The 20,981-nt window shown below is 47.1% G+C and carries 13 protein-coding genes and 1 pseudogene; 5 read left to right on the top strand and 9 right to left on the bottom strand.

Annotated elements, in window-relative coordinates:
* Window positions 1-320: 320 nt before the first annotated feature.
* Both PMG25_RS12575 and PMG25_RS12570 read left to right on the top strand, forming a co-directional pair.
* Window positions 321-3,752, top strand: coding sequence for a pentapeptide repeat-containing protein (locus PMG25_RS12575; RefSeq protein ID WP_283767251.1), 3,432 nt, complete (start codon window positions 321-323; stop codon window positions 3,750-3,752).
* 117 nt (window positions 3,753-3,869) lie between these two features.
* Window positions 3,870-4,907 carry a metal ABC transporter solute-binding protein, Zn/Mn family gene (locus PMG25_RS12570; protein ID WP_283767250.1) on the top strand — a complete coding sequence of 346 codons (1,038 nt, stop codon included), beginning with the start codon at window positions 3,870-3,872 and terminating at the stop codon, window positions 4,905-4,907.
* Between the two features lie 39 nt (window positions 4,908-4,946).
* Here the strand turns inward: PMG25_RS12570 and PMG25_RS12560 are convergent.
* Window positions 4,947-6,162 (bottom strand): annotated as a pseudogene (locus PMG25_RS12560) (RNA-guided endonuclease InsQ/TnpB family protein).
* A gap of 565 nt (window positions 6,163-6,727) precedes the next feature.
* Here PMG25_RS12560 and pap point away from each other — a divergent pair.
* A complete protein-coding gene (gene pap, locus PMG25_RS12555; RefSeq protein ID WP_283767247.1) occupies window positions 6,728-8,215 on the top strand; it encodes a polyphosphate:AMP phosphotransferase in 1,488 nt (495 codons plus the stop codon).
* Window positions 8,216-8,323: 108 nt separating this feature from the next.
* On the opposite strand, the gene psaB is transcribed toward pap, so the two are convergent.
* Window positions 8,324-10,552 carry a photosystem I core protein PsaB gene (gene psaB / locus PMG25_RS12550; protein WP_283767246.1) on the bottom strand — a complete coding sequence of 743 codons (2,229 nt, stop codon included), beginning with the start codon at window positions 10,550-10,552 and terminating at the stop codon, window positions 8,324-8,326.
* A gap of 19 nt (window positions 10,553-10,571) precedes the next feature.
* Window positions 10,572-12,839 carry a photosystem I core protein PsaA gene (gene psaA, locus PMG25_RS12545; protein WP_283767245.1) on the bottom strand — a complete coding sequence of 756 codons (2,268 nt, stop codon included), beginning with the start codon at window positions 12,837-12,839 and terminating at the stop codon, window positions 10,572-10,574.
* A 610-nt stretch (window positions 12,840-13,449) separates the two neighbouring features.
* On the opposite strand from psaA, the gene PMG25_RS12540 reads away from it, so the two are divergent.
* A complete protein-coding gene (locus PMG25_RS12540; RefSeq protein ID WP_283767244.1) occupies window positions 13,450-15,219 on the top strand; it encodes a hypothetical protein in 1,770 nt (589 codons plus the stop codon).
* Between the two features lie 34 nt (window positions 15,220-15,253).
* On the opposite strand, the gene nadA is transcribed toward PMG25_RS12540, so the two are convergent.
* The 6 genes from nadA to ruvA form a co-directional block, all read right to left on the bottom strand.
* Window positions 15,254-16,216, bottom strand: coding sequence for a quinolinate synthase NadA (nadA, locus tag PMG25_RS12535; RefSeq protein ID WP_283767243.1), 963 nt, complete (start codon window positions 16,214-16,216; stop codon window positions 15,254-15,256).
* Between the two features lie 120 nt (window positions 16,217-16,336).
* Window positions 16,337-17,395, bottom strand: a complete 1,059-nt coding sequence (gene aroF, locus PMG25_RS12530; RefSeq protein WP_283767242.1) for a 3-deoxy-7-phosphoheptulonate synthase — start codon at window positions 17,393-17,395, stop codon at window positions 16,337-16,339.
* A gap of 39 nt (window positions 17,396-17,434) precedes the next feature.
* Window positions 17,435-17,917: a PAM68 family protein gene (locus PMG25_RS12525; RefSeq protein ID WP_283767241.1), complete on the bottom strand. Its 483-nt coding sequence runs from the start codon at window positions 17,915-17,917 to the stop codon at window positions 17,435-17,437.
* A 10-nt stretch (window positions 17,918-17,927) separates the two neighbouring features.
* Window positions 17,928-18,197 (bottom strand): 30S ribosomal protein S15, encoded by a 270-nt coding sequence (rpsO, locus tag PMG25_RS12520; protein WP_283763461.1) that lies wholly within the window; start codon window positions 18,195-18,197, stop codon window positions 17,928-17,930.
* A 95-nt stretch (window positions 18,198-18,292) separates the two neighbouring features.
* Complete coding sequence (locus PMG25_RS12515; protein ID WP_283767240.1) at window positions 18,293-19,201, bottom strand: sulfotransferase family protein; 909 nt, start codon at window positions 19,199-19,201, stop codon at window positions 18,293-18,295.
* Between the two features lie 25 nt (window positions 19,202-19,226).
* Complete coding sequence (ruvA, locus tag PMG25_RS12510) at window positions 19,227-19,853, bottom strand: Holliday junction branch migration protein RuvA (protein ID WP_283767239.1); 627 nt, start codon at window positions 19,851-19,853, stop codon at window positions 19,227-19,229.
* A gap of 269 nt (window positions 19,854-20,122) precedes the next feature.
* Here ruvA and btpA point away from each other — a divergent pair, with 269 nt between their 5' ends.
* The gene (gene btpA / locus PMG25_RS12505; RefSeq protein ID WP_283767238.1) at window positions 20,123-20,932 is read left to right on the top strand and encodes a photosystem I biogenesis protein BtpA; all 810 of its coding nucleotides are present in this window, start codon (window positions 20,123-20,125) and stop codon (window positions 20,930-20,932) included.
* Window positions 20,933-20,981 lie beyond the last annotated feature (49 nt).

Raw genomic sequence — 20,981 nt, 5'->3', positions numbered from 1 at the left:
TTTAGTGTAATGGGTTTTGGTCTTTAAAATCCTTGATATCACCTATGCCACACTCACCCTTGTGTCCTCTAGCCTTCGTTTTGTATAGTTTGACTCATAAGGGAACGGTTCAGGAGATTGACCCGATCGATCCTAGCTGCTCTTGGCTATTGTCCTCAACTTCTCTTATTCGGAAGTGCCTTACCCAATTCAGGAGCCTCATCCGATGCCATGGGTATCTTCTGATTGTTAACTTGGAAATTGTAAGGGTTAACGAACGCCTTGTTTCTTGTCCTCTCTAAAACTAGCCGCCAGACTATTCGCGATCCGGAACCTGTAGAATGAACTTCAAGATTTATGATTGGCTTCAAGCATCCCAGATTGGCCTTGGCTCGGTTCAGCCAAGTCTGTCCCTGATACAATCTGCCTCTACATCCGATCGAGTCAAGGATGCCCCCGGTACAATTAACCTGATGCAGTTAAGCCAAGCTGATTTAGTCGGGGTAGCGTTTCGGTTGGTGCAAACCCTACATGAGCAACAATTAACCAGTTTCCACACCAATATTCTGGCGGAATTTCTCGAAAGACCCCTCTCCAAGGGGCGATCGCATCTTCGCCCCTTAAGCCAACTGACTGGAGCCATGATCCAGGTAGAGAGTCAGTATAAACCGATGCCTCGCAACCATAGCACCTGGTTAGCCCTAGAAATTGCCTATTTAGATGCTTTAGAAAGCCTCTTAATTCAAGAAGAAACCCTCTGTAAACCCTGGTTAAATCGCAGTTGGATTACCCAATTTCCCTCTTCTTCCTCTACGGAAACGGACTCTACCCCCTGGGTTTCTCAGCTTGAAGCGATTCACCGTAAACGGATCACCGATTTAGAAACCGAAAAACTCCTTTCCAATTTGACTCATTCTCCTATTATTGGCCACATTCATCAAGTGATCCAAGCTTGGTTAGTAGCCAATGGCGCTGAAGAGCGAGAAAGTCAACTCTTAGTGCAACGGCTCCATCAAGCCTTATTAGGACAACTGCTCAAAACGGTTTCCGAATATCATATTTATTTGCCTCAACTGCAAAAATTTGTTCGGATTGGCGATTCTAGCCAGGGATTTTATGGAGTTGGTTCAGGAGATTATGAACTCTTAGAACCGGCCTCACCAGGGGCACGAGCCGTGATTGATTTACCCAGAGAATTTTATCGATCGGATCTGCAAATTAATCTAGGTTTACCCTGTTTTGAAGAATCGTTTTCTTGGTCACAACTATATGTCATTCCTAAAGGATTGCCTGCCAATCATGCAGAATCTGAGAAAAGTATATCCTTACTCGATTGGGCCAACGAACAGCTTGCAGATTCCCACAGTTTAGCCCTGATTGAAGGGCCATCAGGGTTAGGAAAAACTCGCTTTTGTCAATGGTGGGCAGCCGAAATTGCTCAAAACATCTATCCTCAATGGATGCCGATTGTGATTTATTTGGGTTCCATTCAGTTAGGAAATTCCTTAGAAGAAACTTTGGATTCGGCGTTTAAGAAAGCTGAGTTTACTCGAAATGATGGTTGGTTAAAGCCAGGATTACCCCCTTGTTTATTAATTTTGGATAGTCTAGATTCTCTGCCTTATTCTTGTGTCGGAGATGACCCTTATCAGAAACTGCTGGAACAAATTGCCCAATTTCAACAAAAACACCGCGATCCCAGAGGATGGCCTCGCCATAAAATTGTCTTAACCAGTCGTTCTGATTTTCGCTCCCGTTTAGCCTTAGAACAAAAACTACAAAAGAGTGGAGATCGAAAACCCGATTCTGATGTGGGTTTGCTCTCTGGGGTCTTGAAAACTAGATTTCCTCTCAAAATTGCCCGATTTAAGATAGAAGCGATGGACTTGGAATCGGTGCAAGAATGGTTTAAGAATTGGTCAAAATTGCAAAGTCGAGAAATTGCAAAGTCCTATTTTGACTTTCTGAAGCAAGCTGGATTATTTAGTGGGAAAACAGGAGCTAAAGAATTAGCTGCCATGGTGCGGCAACCCTTAATCCTCTATCTACTGGGGGTTTTGCATCGGGATGGGTTTTTCGAGAAAGATTTAATTGAAATTCCGTTTCCAGGGGTAAAATTAGAACTCTACGATCGCATGATGACCTGGCTACTCGGTGAAATTACGACGGGACGACTGCGGGGAAGACAAACTCAAAAGCTGATTCGGATTGGACTTGGCCATGCGGGGCGATCGCAAGAAACCATATCCCGCTTCCTCAAAGGTCGCTCTCCCTTAAACCTGCGTATCCTCTGCCAAAATGCTGCCCTGACTTTACTCCAAAGTGGACAAGATACCCTCAACAGTACCCACCTGCACACCCAACTGAACATTCCGGAATCTGAACCCCTAGATTTACCTTCATTTTTATTTCAGGTGACTCCGAAACTACACCCTCAAAGGATTGAATATCAATTTACCCATCGCAGTTTCGGTGAATACTTGGCGACTGAGGCGATCGCCAAACAACTCCAACCCCTCCTCGATCCGAGCCAAGAAATTGACCTGCAAACCATTGCCCAAATTCTCTATCCTCTACTCGGATTTGGTCTCCTGCCTTACAACAGTGAAGACCTACTCCTAGAGCGACTGCAACGGGATCAGAAAAACTATCCCCAATCCTTCAATTTAACCACCCTCTGCGATCGCCTGGATCGCTTCTGGGCTAGTTACTGCCAAGGACAATGGATCGACACCCCCATCGCCAAACAAGCCCACGCTCGCTTCCAATCCCTGGGTAATCCCATCAACCTCCTACAAGTCGATGCCGTCCTTGGTGTTAACCTTCTCCTCCTCCTCGCAGCCCTTGCCCGCGCTACCTCCATCCCCTTCTATCCCTGTGGTATTCCCGATCTCCTCATCTCCTCTGAACCCTCCACAGCCACCGATCCCAATTTGCAAGCCCCCACCCTGGGTCGATGGCTGCCCTACAACCCCAATCAACTCCTCACCCTAGCCGGGCGAGCCTCCATTCTTGCTCCCCTTACCTTTTGGCAACGTCTGGGGCGAGATTTCCATGACCTGGAACTGCCTTGGGTCAACTTACAACACGCCATCCTACCCAAAAGTCTCCTGCAAAATACTAACCTCCAAGGGGCAAACCTGACTGGAGCAACCCTGAGTGGGGCCCAACTCCAAGAAGTCAACCTATCGGGAGCTGACTTATCCGGGGCTGACTTATCCGGGGCTGACTTATCCGGAGCCAATCTCAGCCTCGCCAACCTCACCGGAGCTAAATTACAAGGCGCTCGTTTAGACTCGGCTAACTTTACGAATTCTTGTCTCTATCAAGCTCTCATCGATCCCCAGCACCAAAACTTTATCCAGTCCCAAGGAGTTTTTTGGACTTGGGAACAATATTGCGCTTACCAAGAAGCCAGTTGGACTGATGATGAAAGTGAACCCAATATGACCCCAGTGCCTCCTGATGGCGACTTCTTCCCCCTGATTGAAATCGCTGAAGACGAAACCGTTGCCTTTGAACCGGGATCTTATTTCAATCGGTCAGACCACTCGGATCAATCCACGATTGAGGATATGGAAACTCCGGAAGAGGCGGAGGATATGCTGACGGCTGCCTATATGCCCGATCAAATTCCTGATGGCGGCGATGATTCGGAAGAAGACGATGATGATGATAGTGAAACGGTTTTATATACCCCACCCCCTGAACTAGATGCAGAAGAGGAGGAAGGGAGCGAAACTGTCATTTACCAACCCCCTGCCGAGGGTTAGCAGAAGCAGTATAAATCTTCCAGAGTCCGTAACGGTTGGATTCTCGAACAGGATTCACACAGTTTGACACAAGAGGGGTAAAATAAAAAATGATAATCATTCTATGTTTAGTCGATCATGCTTCTAGGAAAAAGGGTCAGTCAGTTGGCGATCGCCGTTGTCACCGCGCTCTCTGTGGTCAGTTGTGCTTCTAACTCCAGTATTGAATCCACCACCGAAGAAAATACAGCCGTTGTAGAAGAGCAGGACGAGTTGGAGGTGGTGACCACATTTTTGCCCATGACTCAATTTACCAAGGCAGTGGTAGGCGATCGCGCAGAAGTTGTCCAATTACTACCGACCAATGTTGGCCCCCACGATTACCAAGCCAAACCTGCGGATGTTCAGGCGATCGCCCAAGCAGATATCTTAGTCAAAAATGGCTTAGAACTAGAGTTTTTCTTGGATGACATGATCAACAATGCCGAGAATAGCGATTTAATCATCGTTGATTCGAGTTCCGGCATTGAACTCTTGAGGGTTGCAGAAAAAGACCATGGCCATGATGACCACGATCATGACCACGACCACGACCATGACCATGACCATGACCATGACCACGACCACGACCACGACCATGGTCATCACCATCATGGAGAATTCGACCCCCACATTTGGCTCGATCCCAAACGAGCCATTCAGCAAGTCGAAAATATCCGTGATGCTTTCATTGCCGCCGACCCAGAAGGACAAGAAATTTACACCCAAAATGCGGCGGTCTTTATCGAAGAACTCAAAGCCTTAGATGCTCAAATCACCGAAAAACTGCAACCTTACGCAGGACAAACCTTTATCACCTTTCATGATTTCGCCAATTATTTCGCCCAGAGTTATGGTCTGAGATCTGAATTTTTAGTGGACATCCCCGAAGAAAACCCCTCTCCTGAAGACGTGCGCCGTTTGATCGAAATTGTGCAAGCAGAACAAATTCAAGCCTTGCTAGAAGAACCAGGAGTCGGCACTAAAGCCTTTGAAACCTTAGCTCAAGACCTGAACATTGAAGTGAGCATGTTCGATCCGATCGCGACAGGAGACACAACCAGGAGTGAACCAACGGCTTATTTAAGAATCATGGAAAACAATGCTCAGAACTTAACTGAAGCGTTAAGTGATTGACATCCAACCCCTGCCTGAAGGCGAGGGGATTCCTAAACCTCACGTTAGCGAAGCTCCTCCGCAGGAGGCTTTAGGTTTCTGTTTCATAGCAGTTGCCTTCACTGATTTACTCAGATCAGGTCTTACACTCGCTCCACAGACTGACACGGCAAGCCCTGCCGCCAAAATATTTTTTGATGCGTTAATATCTCGGTCGTGGTGTGTTCCACATTTAGGACAATCCCATTCCCGAATATTTAACGGCATTCTTTCTTCAATATGTCCACAATTACTGCATCGCTTAGAACTAGGGAACCATCGATCAATTTCCATATAGTTTCTACCGTACCATTGGCACTTATATTCCAACTGACGGGTCAACTCTCCCCAACTTGCATCAGATATTGCTTGAGACAGTTTTCGGTTTTTGACCATATTTTTCACAGCTAAGTCTTCAACACCAATCGTTTGATTTTTCCGCAAAGCGGACATGAACACGAATTAGTTGAGTAGTTATTTTGTGTAAATGGTCTTTTCGTGTGTCGGTAATTTTTAGGTGAGCTTTAGCTAATTTGACCCTGGCTTTATACCGATTATTAGATCCTTTCTGTTTACGGGATAGAATTTTTTGAAGTCTTCTGAGTTTACGGTAGTGTTTTTTTAAGTGCTTAGGGTTAGGAAATTTTTCCCCATCACTGGTAATTACCAAACTACTCAGACCTAAGTCAATCCCTACTGCTTTATTATTCGCAGGTAAAGGCTTGATAGTCGGATCATCAAGCTGGATGGAAATGTGCCAACGCCCTGACGGATGGAGCTTCACTGTTACCGAAGTTGGCTGACATCCTTCAGGAATTTGACGAGACCATCGAATGGGTAAAGGTTCTTTACATTTGGCTAAATAGATTTCACCATCTTTGAACTTAAAAGCAGCTTTAGTGAATTCGGCGCTACCGCCCTGATGTTTTTTCTTGAAATTGGGATATTTTGCCCGTTTAGTAAAAAAGTTGGCAAAAGCAGTTTGTAAATGTCTTAACCCTTGCTGTAATGGAACGCTACTAACTTCATTAAGAAAACTTAAGTCGTCTTCCTTCTTCCAAAGAGTTAGCATAAAAGAAGTTTCGCTGTAACCCACTCTTTCTTGCCGTTCATACCAAGCTTGAGTTCTTTCATGGAGAGCTTTGTTGTAAACAAATCTTACACATCCTAAAGTTCGTCGTAATAGCGACTCTTGTTCAGGTGTTGGGTAAAATCGGTAATTTTGTGCTTTTTCCATGAAGTAAAGCTTAGTTTTGACTTCTCTTACATTATATCACAAATATTGTAACACAGAAGAAACTGGTATATTAGAAAGCAAGAAAAGCCGTCCTGAAGGACGGGGTTTTCAACCCATTTCTATGATAAAAGAATGGTTTAAGAAATTACTTTAACTTTCAGGAGTTGAATAATCACAGCCATAAAAATTAAAAAAACAAGTCCACAGACCAGGATATAACTCAATTCTGGAGACCCAAACAGAGTCGCTCCCCCGATCAAGACCAGCAATAATCCGCCCTCTAGAATCCATTTCAAAAGCCCTACAACCTCCCTTAAAATAAGTCTGAGACTTGTGGAGAAAATCGGGGAGAGGCACGCGGAAGGGATAACCGAGATTAGGGAAAGATCGTTATCGGAGTGAGTTTCCATGATGGGATCTCCTCAGTTGTTATCCCTTCAGTATATCAAATGGAGAGGAAAGGATAGAAGGGAGGATTCAAAGTTAAAAATAAACCAAAGGATTGGTAAAATTAGGAGGCGATCGCCGATCATATCAGAACCACCATACAAGGACATATACCCGAATGCTCAAGCAACTGAATTTGGATCGTTCTCTCGACAAGCACCGCTACAAAACAGAAATAGAAGATCTGATGCAACAGTTGCGATCGCTTCAACATGCCTGTTGGGAGAAAAAATTACCCATGATTATCGTGCTTGAAGGGTGGGCAGCAGCCGGTAAAGGCGCTCTGGTCAAAAATGTCATTGGTTATATGGACCCTAGGGGATTTGCCGTCCATCCCATTTGGCCGCCCAATGCCGAAGAAAAAAACTATCCTTTCCTCTGGCGCTTTTGGCACAAAATTCCCCACTACGGCAGCATCGGGCTATTTTACCATAGCTGGTATACCCATGTTCTCGAAGACCGGCTCTTCGATCGCGTCCAAGAATCCCAAGTTCCCGCCCTGATGCGCCATATTAATGCCTTTGAACGGCAAATGAGCGATGATGGCTGTGCGATCGCCAAATTTTGGATTCATGTGAGTAAAAAAGAACTCAAGCAACGGCTCAAAGCCTACGCCAAAGACCGGCTCAATGCTTGGCGAGTCCGGGACGAAGATTGGCAACAAGTCAAACGGTATCATGACTATCGGATGCTGGCAGAAGAAATGATTATCCAAACCAGTACCGGGTTTGCCCCCTGGACATTAGTGGAAGGCAACTGTCAGCGCTGGGCCCAAGTGAAAGTCTTGCAAACCGTCGCCGCTACCCTGCGAGAAGCCCTAGACCGTCGCCAAAGTCAACTCATTCCTGCTCCTTTACCTCCCCAAGAGCAATTAGAACCTACAGAACCCGACTTTCTGGCACGGGTGGATCTGGGTGCTTCCTTATCGAAGAAAGAATATAAAAAACGGCTGAAAAAAGCCCAGGTAAGACTACAGGAATTACAACTGAAGATTTTTAAGGAGAAATTGCCCGTATTGGCCCTATTTGAAGGATGGGATGCTGCCGGAAAAGGAGGAGCCATTAAGCGCTTAACCAATAATCTAGACCCTCGCAGTTATGAAGTGAGAGCATTTTCCGCGCCCACTTCTGAGGAAAAAATGCATCATTACCTATGGCGGTTTTGGCGGGATTTACCCACGGCCGGCAAAATTGGCATTTTTGACCGCACCTGGTATGGTCGGGTCTTAGTCGAACGCATTGAAGGCTTTGCCACCGATATCCAATGGCGGCGAGCCTATCGCGAGATTAATGAATTTGAAGCCATGTTAACCCATGCCGGGTATGTTTTAGTTAAGTTTTGGCTCCATGTGAGTCCAGAGGAACAGTTAGAGCGATTTGAGTCCCGTCAGAACGATCCCTTTAAGCGCTATAAGTTAACCGATGAAGATTGGCGAAACCGGGAAAAATGGGGCTTATACGAGGTCGCCGTGAATCAGGCTATTGGCCGCACCCATACCCCCAATGCTCCTTGGACAGTGGTCGCGGGCAATAATAAGCTCTATGCGCGAGTGAAGGTCTTAGAGTCGGTGATTGAGGCGATCGAACTAGGTTTGAGAAACCACTGATATCGGGGCTGATATCAAATCCTTAAATTTTCCCTACGATATCCAACAACAAACCCCCCACCCGAAGGTGAGGGGTTTTTATCACTTAAGAATCAGTCCAGCTAGGATTTAACCGAACTTACCCGCAGTGGAGGCAATTAAGAAGGCCGCGTAGGTGAGGACATAGCCAACGGTGAAGTGAGCTAGACCAACTACACGAGCTTGAACGATAGATAGAGCAACGGGCTTATCTTTCCAACGAACCAGGTTCGCCAGAGGAGTGCGCTCGTGGGCCCAAACAATCGTTTCAATCAACTCTTGCCAGTAACCCCGCCAGCTAATCAGGAACATGAAGCCAGTTGCCCAGACCAGGTGTCCGAAGAGGAACATCCAAGCCCAAACAGCCAGGTTATTCATGCCGTAGGGATTATATCCGTTGATCAACTGAGAGGAGTTTAACCACAGGTAATCGCGGAACCAACCCATCAGGTGGGTAGAGGACTCATTGAACTGAGCCACATTTCCTTGCCAGATGGCCAAATGCTTCCAGTGCCAGTAGAAGGTTAACCAGCCTAGGGTATTCAGCATCCAGAACATGGCGAGGTAGAAGGCATCCCAAGCAGAGATGTCGCAAGTACCGCCACGACCGGGGCCATCGCAGGGGAAGCTGTAACCGAAGTCTTTTTTGTCGGGCATCAGCTTGGAACCCCGTGCATCCAACGCACCTTTCACGAGGATTAAGGTGGTGGTGTGCAGGCCGAGGGCGATCGCATGGTGAACCAAGAAATCACCAGGGCCAATGGGTAGGAACAGAGAGTTAGAGGTGCTATTAATGGCATCTAACCATCCGGGTAGCCAGAAGTTGGCGTGATTGGGGAATGCGGTATAAGCAACGCTATCGGGATTGGACAGTAGAATATCCATTCCGTACATTAACTTACCGTGAGAAGCCTGGATGAACTGGGCAAAAACCGGTTCAATCAAGATTTGCTTCTCAGGAGTACCAAAGGCAACCACAACATCGTTGTGAACATACAGTCCCAGGGTATGGAAACCGAGGAACAAGGAAACCCAGCTCAGGTGAGAGATGAGAGCTTCTTTGTGTTCAAGCATCCGAGCCAATACGTTGTTTTTGTTGGCTTCTGGATCGTAGTCCCGAACTAAGAAGATCGCACCGTGAGCGAAAGCTCCAACCATCAGGAATCCAGCGATGTACTGGTGATGGGTGTATAGAGCTGCCATGGTGGTGTAGTCCTTAGCCATGAAAGCATAAGGAGGCATGGAATACATATGTTGGGCGACTAAGGAAGTCACAACACCCAGACAAGCCAAGTGCCATCCCAACTGGAAGTGTAACGATTCGTTGTAGGTATCGTACATTCCTTTATGACCGTCACCGATCATGCCTCCAAAGGGGGTTCCTTTGGGAGGATTATGGGCTTCCATGATTTCCTTCATGCTGTGGCCAATGCCCCAGTTCGTGCGGTACATATGTCCAGCAACGATGAAGAGAACTGCGATCGCCAAATGGTGATGAGCCATATCCGTGAGCCACAGAGACTCAGTTTGGGGATGGAAACCACCTAAGAAGGTTAGAATTGCAGTCCCTGCACCTTCAGATGTGCCAAACACATGACCTGCCGTATCTGGATTTTGGGCATATACGCCCCAGTTCCCTGTGAAGAAGGGAACCAAACCAGCCGGGTGAGGCAAAGTGCTAAGGAAGTTATCCCAGCCCACGTGCTGTCCGCGAGATTCGGGAATCGCAACGTGAACTAAGTGACCTGTCCAAGCCAAAGAGCTAACACCGAACAAACCAGCCAAGTGGTGATTCATACGGGATTCAGCATTCTTGAACCAAGACAAGCTAGGACGGAAGCTCGGCTGGAGGTGTAACCAGCCAGCGAACAGCATCAACGAAGCTAAGATCAACAGGAAAATAGCCCCTTGATATAAATCGCCATTCGTCCGCATTCCGATGGTGTACCACCAGTGGTAGACACCAGAATAAGCAATGTTTACTGGACTAGACGCACCGGCTTGAGTGTAAGCATCGATCGCCGCTTGTCCAAACTGTGGGTCCCAAATCGCGTGAGCAATGGGACGGACATTGAGAGGATCTTTGATCCACTGTTCAAAGTTACCTTGCCAAGCTACGTGGAACAGGTTGCCAGAGGTCCACAGGAAGATGATTGCCAGGTGACCGAAGTGGGAAGCAAAAATCTTTTGGTAAAGATTTTCTTCCGTCATTCCATCATGGGTTTCAAAATCGTGGGCGGTAGCTATCCCGTACCAGATCCGACGAGTTGTGGGATCTTGTGCGAGGTCTTGGCTAAACTTGGGGAATTTAGTTGCCATGTTTAAGTCCTTCTCGACCTCATCCTACTGCAATAATTCGAGCCAGGAAGAATGCCCAAGTAGTGACAATTCCTCCCAAGAGGTAGTGGGCTACCCCTACAGCGCGACCTTGAATAATACTCAAGGCACGAGGCTGAATCGCGGGTGCGACTTTGAGTTTATTATGGGCCCAAACAATCGATTCAATCAACTCTTGCCAGTAGCCACGACCACTAAAGAGGAACATGAGACTAAAAGCAAAGATGAAGTGACCGGCTAGGAACATAATGCCATAGGCGGACAAAGCAGACCCGTAGGACGTAATCACTTGAGAAGCTTGCGCCCACAAGAAATCACGTAACCAACCATTGATAGTAATTGAGCTTTGGGCAAAATTACCATTGGTGATATGGGAAACGGTTCCGTCAGAGGATACAGTACCCCAGACATCCGATTGCATCTTCCAGCTAAAGTGGAAAATCACAATGGACAAGGAGTTGTACATCCAGAATAGACCCAGGAAGACATGATCCCATCCTGAGACTTGACAAGTACCGCCCCGACCCGGACCATCGCAGGGGAAGCGGAAGCCCAGATTGCCCTTGTCAGGAATTAGACGAGAGCTACGGGCATAGAGAACACCTTTGAGCAGGATCAGTACCGTAACGTGGATGGTAAAGGCATGGATGTGGTGAACCATGAAATCGGCTGTTCCCAGCGCGATCGGCATCATAGCTACTTTTCCACCAACCGCTACAACATCACCACCAAAGGCAGGACTGACACTCGCCAACGCATTGGGAGCTGTGTTTCCAGGAGCAAGATTATGTAGATTCTGTACCCACTGGGCAAAGATCGGTTGGAGTTGAATCGCCGTATCCGAGAACATATCTTGGGTACGACCTAACGCACGCATGGTGTCGTTATGAACATACAAGCCAAAGCTGTGGAAGCCTAGCCATATGCAAACCCAATTCAGATGGGAAATAATAGCGTCTCTATGTCTAATCACCCGGTCAAGTAGGTTATCCACATGCACGGCTGGATCGTAATCACGCACCATAAAGATGGCAGCATGAGCGCCAGCTCCTACAATTAGGAAGCCTCCAATCCACATATGGTGAGTAAACAAGGATAGCTGAGTTGGATAGTCTGTTGCGATGTATGGATACGGTGGCATCGCATACATATGGTGGGCGACTAAAATCGACAGAGATCCCACCCAAACTAAATTCCATGAAAGTTGAGCATGCCATGAAGTGGTAAATACTTCATACATTCCCTTGTGACCTTCACCAGTGAAGGGTCCTTTATGAGCTTCTAGGACTTCCTTAAAGCTATGACCAATCCCCCAGTTTGTCCGGTAGAAGTGTCCAGCGATAATGAACAGTACCGCGATCGCCAGGTGGTGATGGGCTGTATCAGAGAGCCACAATCCACCGGTTACCGGATTCAGTCCACCTTTGAAGGTTAAGAAGTCAGTGTAAGCCCCCCAATTCAGGGTAAAGAAAGGCTGGATTCCACTAAGACCTCCCCACTCTACACCAGGATATAATTCCGTCATCAAGCTGGGATTGAGAATAAATTCATGGGGCAAAGGAATATCCTTGACCGCCACTCCTGAATCCAAAAGCTTATTGATGGGTAAGGAAACGTGGATTTGGTGACCAGCCCAACCGAGGGAACCACAACCAAAAAGCACGGCGAGATGATGGTTCATCATCGACTCCACATTCTGGAACCATTCCAGTTTGGGAGCTGCTTTGTGATAGTGGAACCAACCGGCAAATAACATTAAGCCAGCCATCACCAACCCACCAATTGCGGTGCAATAGAGTTGGTAAGAGTTCGTAAATCCGGAGGCTCTCCAGAGTTGGAATAATCCGGAGGTAATTTGGATTCCGTGGAATCCGCCACCAACATCGCCGTTCAGAATATCTTGCCCGACGATGGGCCAAACGACTTGGGCGCTCGGTTTAATCCCTAGGGGGTCGCTCAACCAAGCTTCGTAGTTTGAGAATTTAGCACCATGGAAGTAAGCGCCACTTAGCCAGACAAATACAACGGCTAGGTGACCGAAATGGGCACTAAAGATTTTTCTAGATACGTCTTCTAGATCACTGGTATGACTATCGAAATCGTGAGCATCGGCGTGAAGATTCCAAATCCAGGTTGTGGTTTTGGGTCCTCTAGCTAGGGTTCTGTCAAAATGACCCGGCTTGCCCCATTTTTCAAATGAAGTGGGGACTGGATCTTTATCGACGACCACCCTCGCCTTTGCTTTTTGCTCCTTTGGGGTAGTTGTCATTGAGACTCTCCTCTCTTTAGACAAGTAGCGTCATTACAGAACGCCAGGCACTACATTAATTTAGGTTATTTCTGTGAGTTCCTTCGAGGTCGGATGGAGATCTATTGTTATCTCTTGATGCTCAAGATTAGAGTTCTTGATGTTCAAGATCAGTTTTTTTTCCAGATTTAGGGCAATGTAAAGCTTTGTTACTGAATTTGAGGAAATTTTATGTCCTCTCTCAGAACACCGCTTTTGGGTAGCCCTTTCTCTGTAGACCCCAATACTCCGAAGGTTTCACGAAGATCCGGAGATCCAGAAGGTCACCGCTTTTAAGTAGTGTACTGAATGTGAATTATAGGACTTGTCTTCCGTTTGAGGAAGCTCCTTAACAATAATTCAAATTTGCTTTCATCAACTCTGGGGTTCAATCCAAGATGGCTTTTTGTTCAAAAAAGAGAACAAAAGTCAATAATCTATGAATAATATTTACAAAAGTCAATATAAATAAACAAGAGCTGTTTAGACCTTTCCAGGTTGGTGATAAAATAGCGCTGTACTTTAACGTGCAAGGGATTGAAGGATGTTGGTGTTGAGTCAAGGAATCAGAAAAAGGATCAGAATCAGCCTGTTGGGACTGATCTTAGTGCTGGGTCTGTCCCTGGGCATGGTCGGTTGTGGGAATCAGGGAGGCGATCGCCTCAATATCCCCAATCCTAGCTCTGGGATCTCCAATCCCCTCAAGCGAAAAGCCAAACCCAAAATCAGCGAAGTATCGCCCCCAGAAGCGATCCAAAAACTGCGGCCAATTCTGGAAACCTACCAACCCCAGGTCACAATACTCAATCCCCGACCCAACCAAACCCTCCAAGACACAACCCTGACCGTCCAACTTGACGTTCAAGACCTACCCATCTATCAAGACCCCAACCTAGACCTGGGCCCTCACCTAGAAGTTATCCTCGATAACGAAGCCTACACCAGCCTTTACGACCTCTCCCAACCCGTTACCTTTACAAATCTCAATCCCGGAACCCATACCCTAAGAGTATTCGCTACCACTCCCTGGGGAGAGAGCTTCAAAAATGAAGGCGCTTACGCGCAAACGACGTTTCATATCTTTACGAAAACCGAAGACCAAATCCCCAATCCTGACCTTCCCCTACTCACCTATAGCAATCCCATCGGCACATATGGCGCACAACCGATCCTCCTAGACTTCTATCTCAGTAATGCGCCCCTGCATGTCGTCGCCCAAGAAAACCCAGACGACAACATCCTAGATTGGCGGATTCGGGCATCTGTTAACGGTGAAGAATTTATCCTCGATCAATGGGAACCGCTCTATTTACAAGGATTTGATCGAGGCAATAACTGGGTGAAACTGGAAATCTTAGACGAGCTGGGTAACCCGATTAACAATATTTTCAATACCACTGCTCGCTTGGTGACTTACGATCCTCAAGCTACCGATCCCCTATCTCAACTGATCCGGGGTGAAATTAGCGCTGAAGTTGCCCAAGCAATTGTCGATCCAGACTATATTGCTCCGTCTACTGCTACACCTGAAACCGAAACTGAGACGGAAGTTGTAGAACCCCAGGAAGAACCGGTAGAAGTTGAAGAAATCCTAGAGGTAGAGGAAGAAGCAGTTCCTGAAATGCCAGAGGTAGAGGAAGAAGTAGTTCCTGAAATGCCAGAGGTAGAGGAAGAAGCCGTTCCTGAAATGCCAGAGGTAGAAGAAGAAGTAGTTCCTGAAATGCCAGAGGTAGAAGAAGAAGCCGTTCCTGAAACGCCAGAGGTAGAGGAACAGGTTTCGGAAACGCCAGAGTCAGAACCGATGGAAACTGTTGAGCCAGAAGACATTGCGCCCGAACCTTCAGCAGTGGAAGAGGAAACTGAACCAGTAGTGAGTGAACCTCCAGCATGGCGTAAGCAACTGAATCTGAATCAATGGCGCGATCGCCTAAAATCCAAATGGAATCAATTAGATTTGCAATCCAAATGGAATCAATTAGATTTTGATTCGATTAATCCCTTTGGTAATCAGGCTGTAGAGACAGAAGAGACTCTAGACACTGCCCCAGAACCTGCAGTTGTTGAAGAACCCATTCAATCTCCCTCTGAACCAGAACCCTTAGAAGAAGAAGTTGAAGCTCAAGAACCCCAGGATCTTGAACCCGAAGTTGTAGAAGAAGAAGTCGAGACTCCAGAAGAGTTAGAAGAAGAGCCAAAGGCAATCGAGTTACCCAATTTAGTCGATTCTATGTCGCCAGAAGAACCCATAAAAATGGCTCCCATGGAATCCACTCCCATAGAACGCCCAACCCAATCTTCAGAAACGGAAGCCTCCGAGTGGCAACAAATGCTCTCTACACCAGGAGGAGATACACAACCCTAGGCTGAATGTTGTTCTAGCTCCAGTCCTATATCCTTTAAGTCATCTCCAGCATCCGTTGAATGGGACGTAAAGCGGCGACCTGAATCTCTTGGGGTAGAGTAATTTCTGGAGTCCTGTTTTTCATGGCTAAGTAGAGTTTTTCTAAGGTATTGAGCCGCATATGGGGACATTCATTACAAGCGCAGTTATTCATCGGGGGAGCAGGAATAAATTGTTTGTGGGGCGCTTCCTTCTGCATTTGATGGATGATTCCCGGTTCAGTGGCGACAATGAAGGCGGGACTGTGACTGGTTTGGGCATAGTTGAGTAGAGCAGTGGTGGAACCGATATGATCGGCATGGCGCAGTACGGGGGGTTCGCATTCGGGATGGGCAATGATTTCGGCTTCGGGATGCTGGACTTTCAATTGCACCAGTTTCTTTTCCGAAAAGGTTTCATGAACGATGCAACTGCCATCCCAGAGGAGCAGATCCCGCCCCGTTTGTTCCATGACATAGCGTCCCAAGTTGCGATCTGGAGCAAAAATAATGGGTTGGTTAGCGGGAATTTGCTGGACAATTTGAACAGCGTTGGAGCTGGTGCAGATAATGTCGCTCATGGCCTTAATTTCGGCCGTGCAGTTAATGTAGGAAATGACCAAGTGATCGGGATGTTGAGCCTTAAACGCAGCGAAAGCATCTGGTGGACAACTCTCAGCGAGGGAGCAACCGGCATCGAGATCTGGTAAAAGTACCAATTTATCAGGATTAAGAATTTTGGCAGTTTCGGCCATAAAGTGAACGCCAGCAAAGACAATGACTTCCGCATCGGTATGGGCGGCTTTGCGGGATAAACCGAGGGAGTCGCCGATATAGTCGGCAATGTCCTGGATATCGGGGTCTTGGTAGTAGTGAGCGAGGACTATGGCGTTCAGTTCTCGTTTGAGAGTGGCGATCGCCTCAAAGAGATCGTCAGGCACTTCCGAGAAGCGATTGGGGGACGGGACGGCAGTAAACAAGGTGAATAATAACCCAAACTATTATTACTTTCAATTTTAATTATAGTTTATTTCACTAAAAAGGGTAGAGTGGAAAACCACCCTACCCAAATTATGGAGTGCGAATAACGCCTAAAGCGCTTAAGCGAGAACAGTTTCCGGGACAGGCCAGCGATCGACTGTTTTACCGATCACCGCCAATTCTTTCATCAATTCATCAAATTGATCGGGGGTGAGGGACTGGGGCCCATCTGAGAGCGCTTTCGAGGGGGTGGGATGAACTTCGATCATCAAAGAATCGGCTCCCACGGCGATCGCCCCCTTCGCCATCGCCGGCACATACTGAGACCATCCCGTACCATGGGACGGGTCGATCATCACCGGTAAATGGGTCAACGTCCGCAACACCGGAACCACCGACAGATCTAATGTATTGCGCGTATACTTACGGTCAAACGTGCGAATTCCCCGCTCACACAAAATCACCTGGGCATTTCCTGCCGCCAAAATATACTCAGCCGCCATCAACCAATCCTCAATCGTGGCTGCCATCCCCCGCTTCAGTAAAACCGGCTTATCCTGCGCTCCCACTTTCTTCAGCAGAGCGAAATTTTGCATATTTCTGGCTCCAATCTGAATCACGTCAGCCACTTCGGCCACCGCATCGAGATCCGCCGTATCCATAATTTCCGTAATAATTCCCAAGCCGCTCTTTTCTCGTGCGGCCGCCAGCAGTTCTAGGGCACTTTCCCCATGACCTTGGAAGGAATAGGGAGAGGTTCTGGGTTTATAAGCGCCCCCCCGGAGGAACTTCGCCCCAGCCGCTTTCACCCGCAGGGCCGTTTCGGTAATCATCTCCTCCGTCTCTACTGAACAAGGGCCGGCCACCACGACCAGAGGATGACTTTCGCCAAAGGGAACATCCCCTTGAGGTGTGGAAACAATCACATCCGAGGCTTGACCATGACGATATTCACGACTAGCCCGCTTAAAGGGTTGTTCAACGCGCAATACTAATTCAATCCAAGGACTCAATTCTTGAATTCTTTCCCGGTCTAAATCTGCCGTATCCCCAACTAAACCAATCACGACCTTGTGCTGGCCGACAATTTTCTCCGGTGTCAGGCCCCAAGTGCCCAGTTCACCACTTACTCGGTCAATCTCTGCGGTCGGTGTACCGCTTTTCATTACTACAATCATGGTTGATTATCCTGATTCGATAGGGTTATTTTGAAATACTTAATCTTGTTTGACCGATCGCCACGCGGCGATCGTTCTACCTAAATTTTGGGTAAAGTCTTGCCAACCGAGCAACGTCCCTACCCGATTTTCATCCCAGGAGGCCGAGAGTACCCCATAACTTAAACCGAGGACACCCAGTCCAAAAAAACCCATACTCACCAACACCACAGCAATATGGGGTAAATCGAACTCCGTTTGGGTCAAAATCCAATAACTGGCCGCAAACGTTAACACACCTAGGGCAGTCGGTATACCAGACAACAAAGCCATACGCCTAATCATCCGCTTACTCACTGCATCAGGAATCACCCGGTCTTCTTTACGAATGGGGGTTCGCTTCTTCGACCCTTTAGAGGACTTCGGCTCCTTTGCAGAGGAGGATGAAGGGGTAGGGCTATTTTTTTTTCGACTGGTTTTTGGCTCGAAAGGTAACCGTTCCTTAGAAGCCGATCCACCCTTTTGATCTGGTTCAGGGGACATGGGCAATTCTCTAGCCTCGAATACTCAAACGACTAATTAACGCTTTGTAGCGATCCTTGTCTTGTTTGTTAATATAACTTAACAAGCGCTTGCGCTGGCCAATCATTTTCATCAGACCTCGCTGAGAAGCGTAATCCTTCTTATTCGATTTTAAGTGCGCGCTTAAACGGTTAATCCGTTCAGTTAAAACAGCAACTTGCAAATCGGCTGAACCCGTGTCCGTTTCGTGAACCTGGTACTCAGCCATAATTTGATGTTTTTGGGTTTGTGTGAGACTCATAGGGGATTCGTTTGGTGTAATTCATCAAAATTCAGCAATTTTACACTATAACACGAATTTCGATTTGAAACCAAGCTTCAGGCTAAATCAGCCAGCTACAGGAGCCAATGGGAAAGGTCACGGTTAATCAACTCTTGCAGCTTGAGGATATCTTCACGATAGAACTCAATTAACTGTTGACGCTCTTCATCTGACAGAGGGGGGATCTTTTCCTGGGATTGGTTTAAGTCCATGAGCTTTTGGCGAAAGGATTGGACAACACTTGCTGGAAATAGACTATTTAAAATCTTAGCTGTTGTTTCTCGCAAGGGGTTATGAGTATTGAGGATTTGATTTAGGCTTTTGTTTTTTGGTAATTTAGCCACTTGCGATCGTTTAGAAGTATCGGGTTGATACGTTTCATCTACTCCAATAAATTGATAAATATTTCTCATTAATTCTTGGGAATTCTTGCGTAAATCGTCATACAGAAAAACCTGAATTTGGTTCCGATCAAAATTTTCATAAAAATAGCTCAAATGTTCTCCATAAAACCCTTTTTTTAAAGTGGCTGATTGCTTGCCTTTTTTAACGATCTGTTCGGACAACTTTCTCGGTTTGCCAATCGCATCGCGAACATGCATCAGATAATCGGAATAGGCGCGATCGGCTGGATTTCTCAAAATAGCGATTAACTTGGCATCCGGCACATAACGCTTAATCTGTTGGGTTGCGATTTCATAGTTAGCCATATAGTTGGGAGACGCTTCACCAATAGCTATTTCATCCGTTACATCTTGGAATAGCTCAGAATACTTTTCAAATGTATCAATTCGTTTCTTCTGGGAGGGTAAAGGCGGTCTGTCTTTGGGGTCTTTATTCGGATCTTTAGACAGAAAATTCGTTTCTTTCCGAGGACTCATGTAGACTTGAGGATGTTCTTTTAAATAATGATAGATTGAAGTTGTGCCTGATTTCTGAACACCGATGATCAAAAAATTAGGTAACTTAACAGATGAATTCATGGAATTACCTCTTAAAAAATTAATTTCAACTTAACCAACTAATCGCTTCCCTGATCCAATCTTCCGGATCTTTTGTTTTCATGAGATTAGGCTTCTGACTCAATGCACCCAAAGCTTGGGCAATTTCTTGCTGATTATATCCTAAAGCCAGAAGGGTCATTTCCACATCTTCTTGTAAAGCAGAAGGAAGGGTACTAGACACGGGTAGAGCAACGCCAGAGGTATCTCGCCATTGGGATAACTTAGTTCTTAATTCTAAGGCAATGCGTTCGGCGGTTTTACTGCCCACGCCAGGTGTGCGAACCAGTTGTTTAATATTACCGGTAACGATCGCCTGAACCAAATCCGACAGGCCCAGGGTATCCAAAAGAGCGATCGCCAACTGCGCTCCAATGCCACTGACTGCTACCAACTGGCGAAATAGATCCCGCTCTGCTGAGGACGCAAAACCATACAACAGAGGTTGCTCCTCCCGCATCATCAAATGAGTAAACACTTGCACCTGAGTGTCCTGATGCTCCGAAACCGCTTCTCCGAATTGACGAGTCACTTGAATCTCATAACCGAGACCCTGAACCTCCAACACCAGGGTGACGCGATTGGGCGATCGCTTCTGAACCTGGGCAACAGTTCCCCTCAGATAACTGAGCATATGGCTATCCCCTTGCGTGATTAAATCTCACCGATCAAGCCTATGGTATTATCATACGGTGTTGTCTTACCAACACAGGCAAAAAGCAACTCCATAAAGTCAATCTGACTAGAGAGGAAATCTCGGCTGATCCTTCTATGTGTTCCTGTAAGCAGGCCTAAACCTATGAAAAAGCGATTCCTAACCCATAACGTTTACCCCGGTTGCACGAACCCCATCGGAGAAGCCCATCTGGAGTTGTTGTTGATGAGTCCGGAAAGAGAAAACGGGTGGACTTAACTAAGATTTTTCAAACCTCAAACCCCATTATTGGTGTGGTTCATCTTCTCCCCCTACCCACGTCATCGCGGTGGGGATCGAACCTGCAAACCGTCATTGCTAGGGCCGAACGAGAAGCCACGGCCCTAGCGTCGGGCGGAGTCCATGGCATCATGGTAGAAAACTTCTTTGATGCTCCCTTCACGAAAGATCGGGTCGATCCGGCCGTAGTGAGTGCCATGAGCTTAATTATCGATCGCCTAAAAAATCTCGTGACCTTACCCATTGGGGTCAATGTCCTACGCAACGATGCCCACAGTGCCTTGGCGATCGCCTCCTGCACCGAATCGGCATTTATTCGCGTCAACGTCCTCACAGGCGTAATGGCCACCGATCAAGGCTTAATCGAAGGCAAAGCGCATGAACTTTTACGCTATCGGCGCGAACTCGGCGCAGACGTAAAAATCCTCGCAGATGTTCTCGTCAAACATGCACACCCCCTAGGGCATCAACCCCTGGCGGCTACCATTAAAGACACCATAGAACGAGGTCTGGCTGATGCCATCATCCTATCTGGGCCAACCACCGGCACGCCCCCCGATATCGAAGACCTGAAATTGGCCAGCCAACTGGCCCCAGAAACCCCCGTATTTATAGGCAGTGGAGCCAATTGGCACAATATCAGTAACCTGCTCCCCCATGCCGATGGCATCATTGTTGCCAGTACCCTTAAACGCCATGGCCAAATTGAACAACCCATCGATCCCAACCGCGTGAGCCAGTTTGTGGAAGCCACTCAACGGAGTTTAACCCCCAACTAAACCAGCTTAAGGAAACTTCCCCGATTCAATCCCAGTCCATGGCCTAGAG

It is taken from the genome of Roseofilum capinflatum BLCC-M114 (genome assembly GCF_030068505.1).
GTDB classification, from domain to species: Bacteria; Cyanobacteriota; Cyanobacteriia; order Cyanobacteriales; family Desertifilaceae; genus Roseofilum; species Roseofilum capinflatum.
The sequence above is the reverse complement of the archived record's forward strand: the minus strand, read 5'-3'. Positions and strand labels throughout refer to the sequence as shown.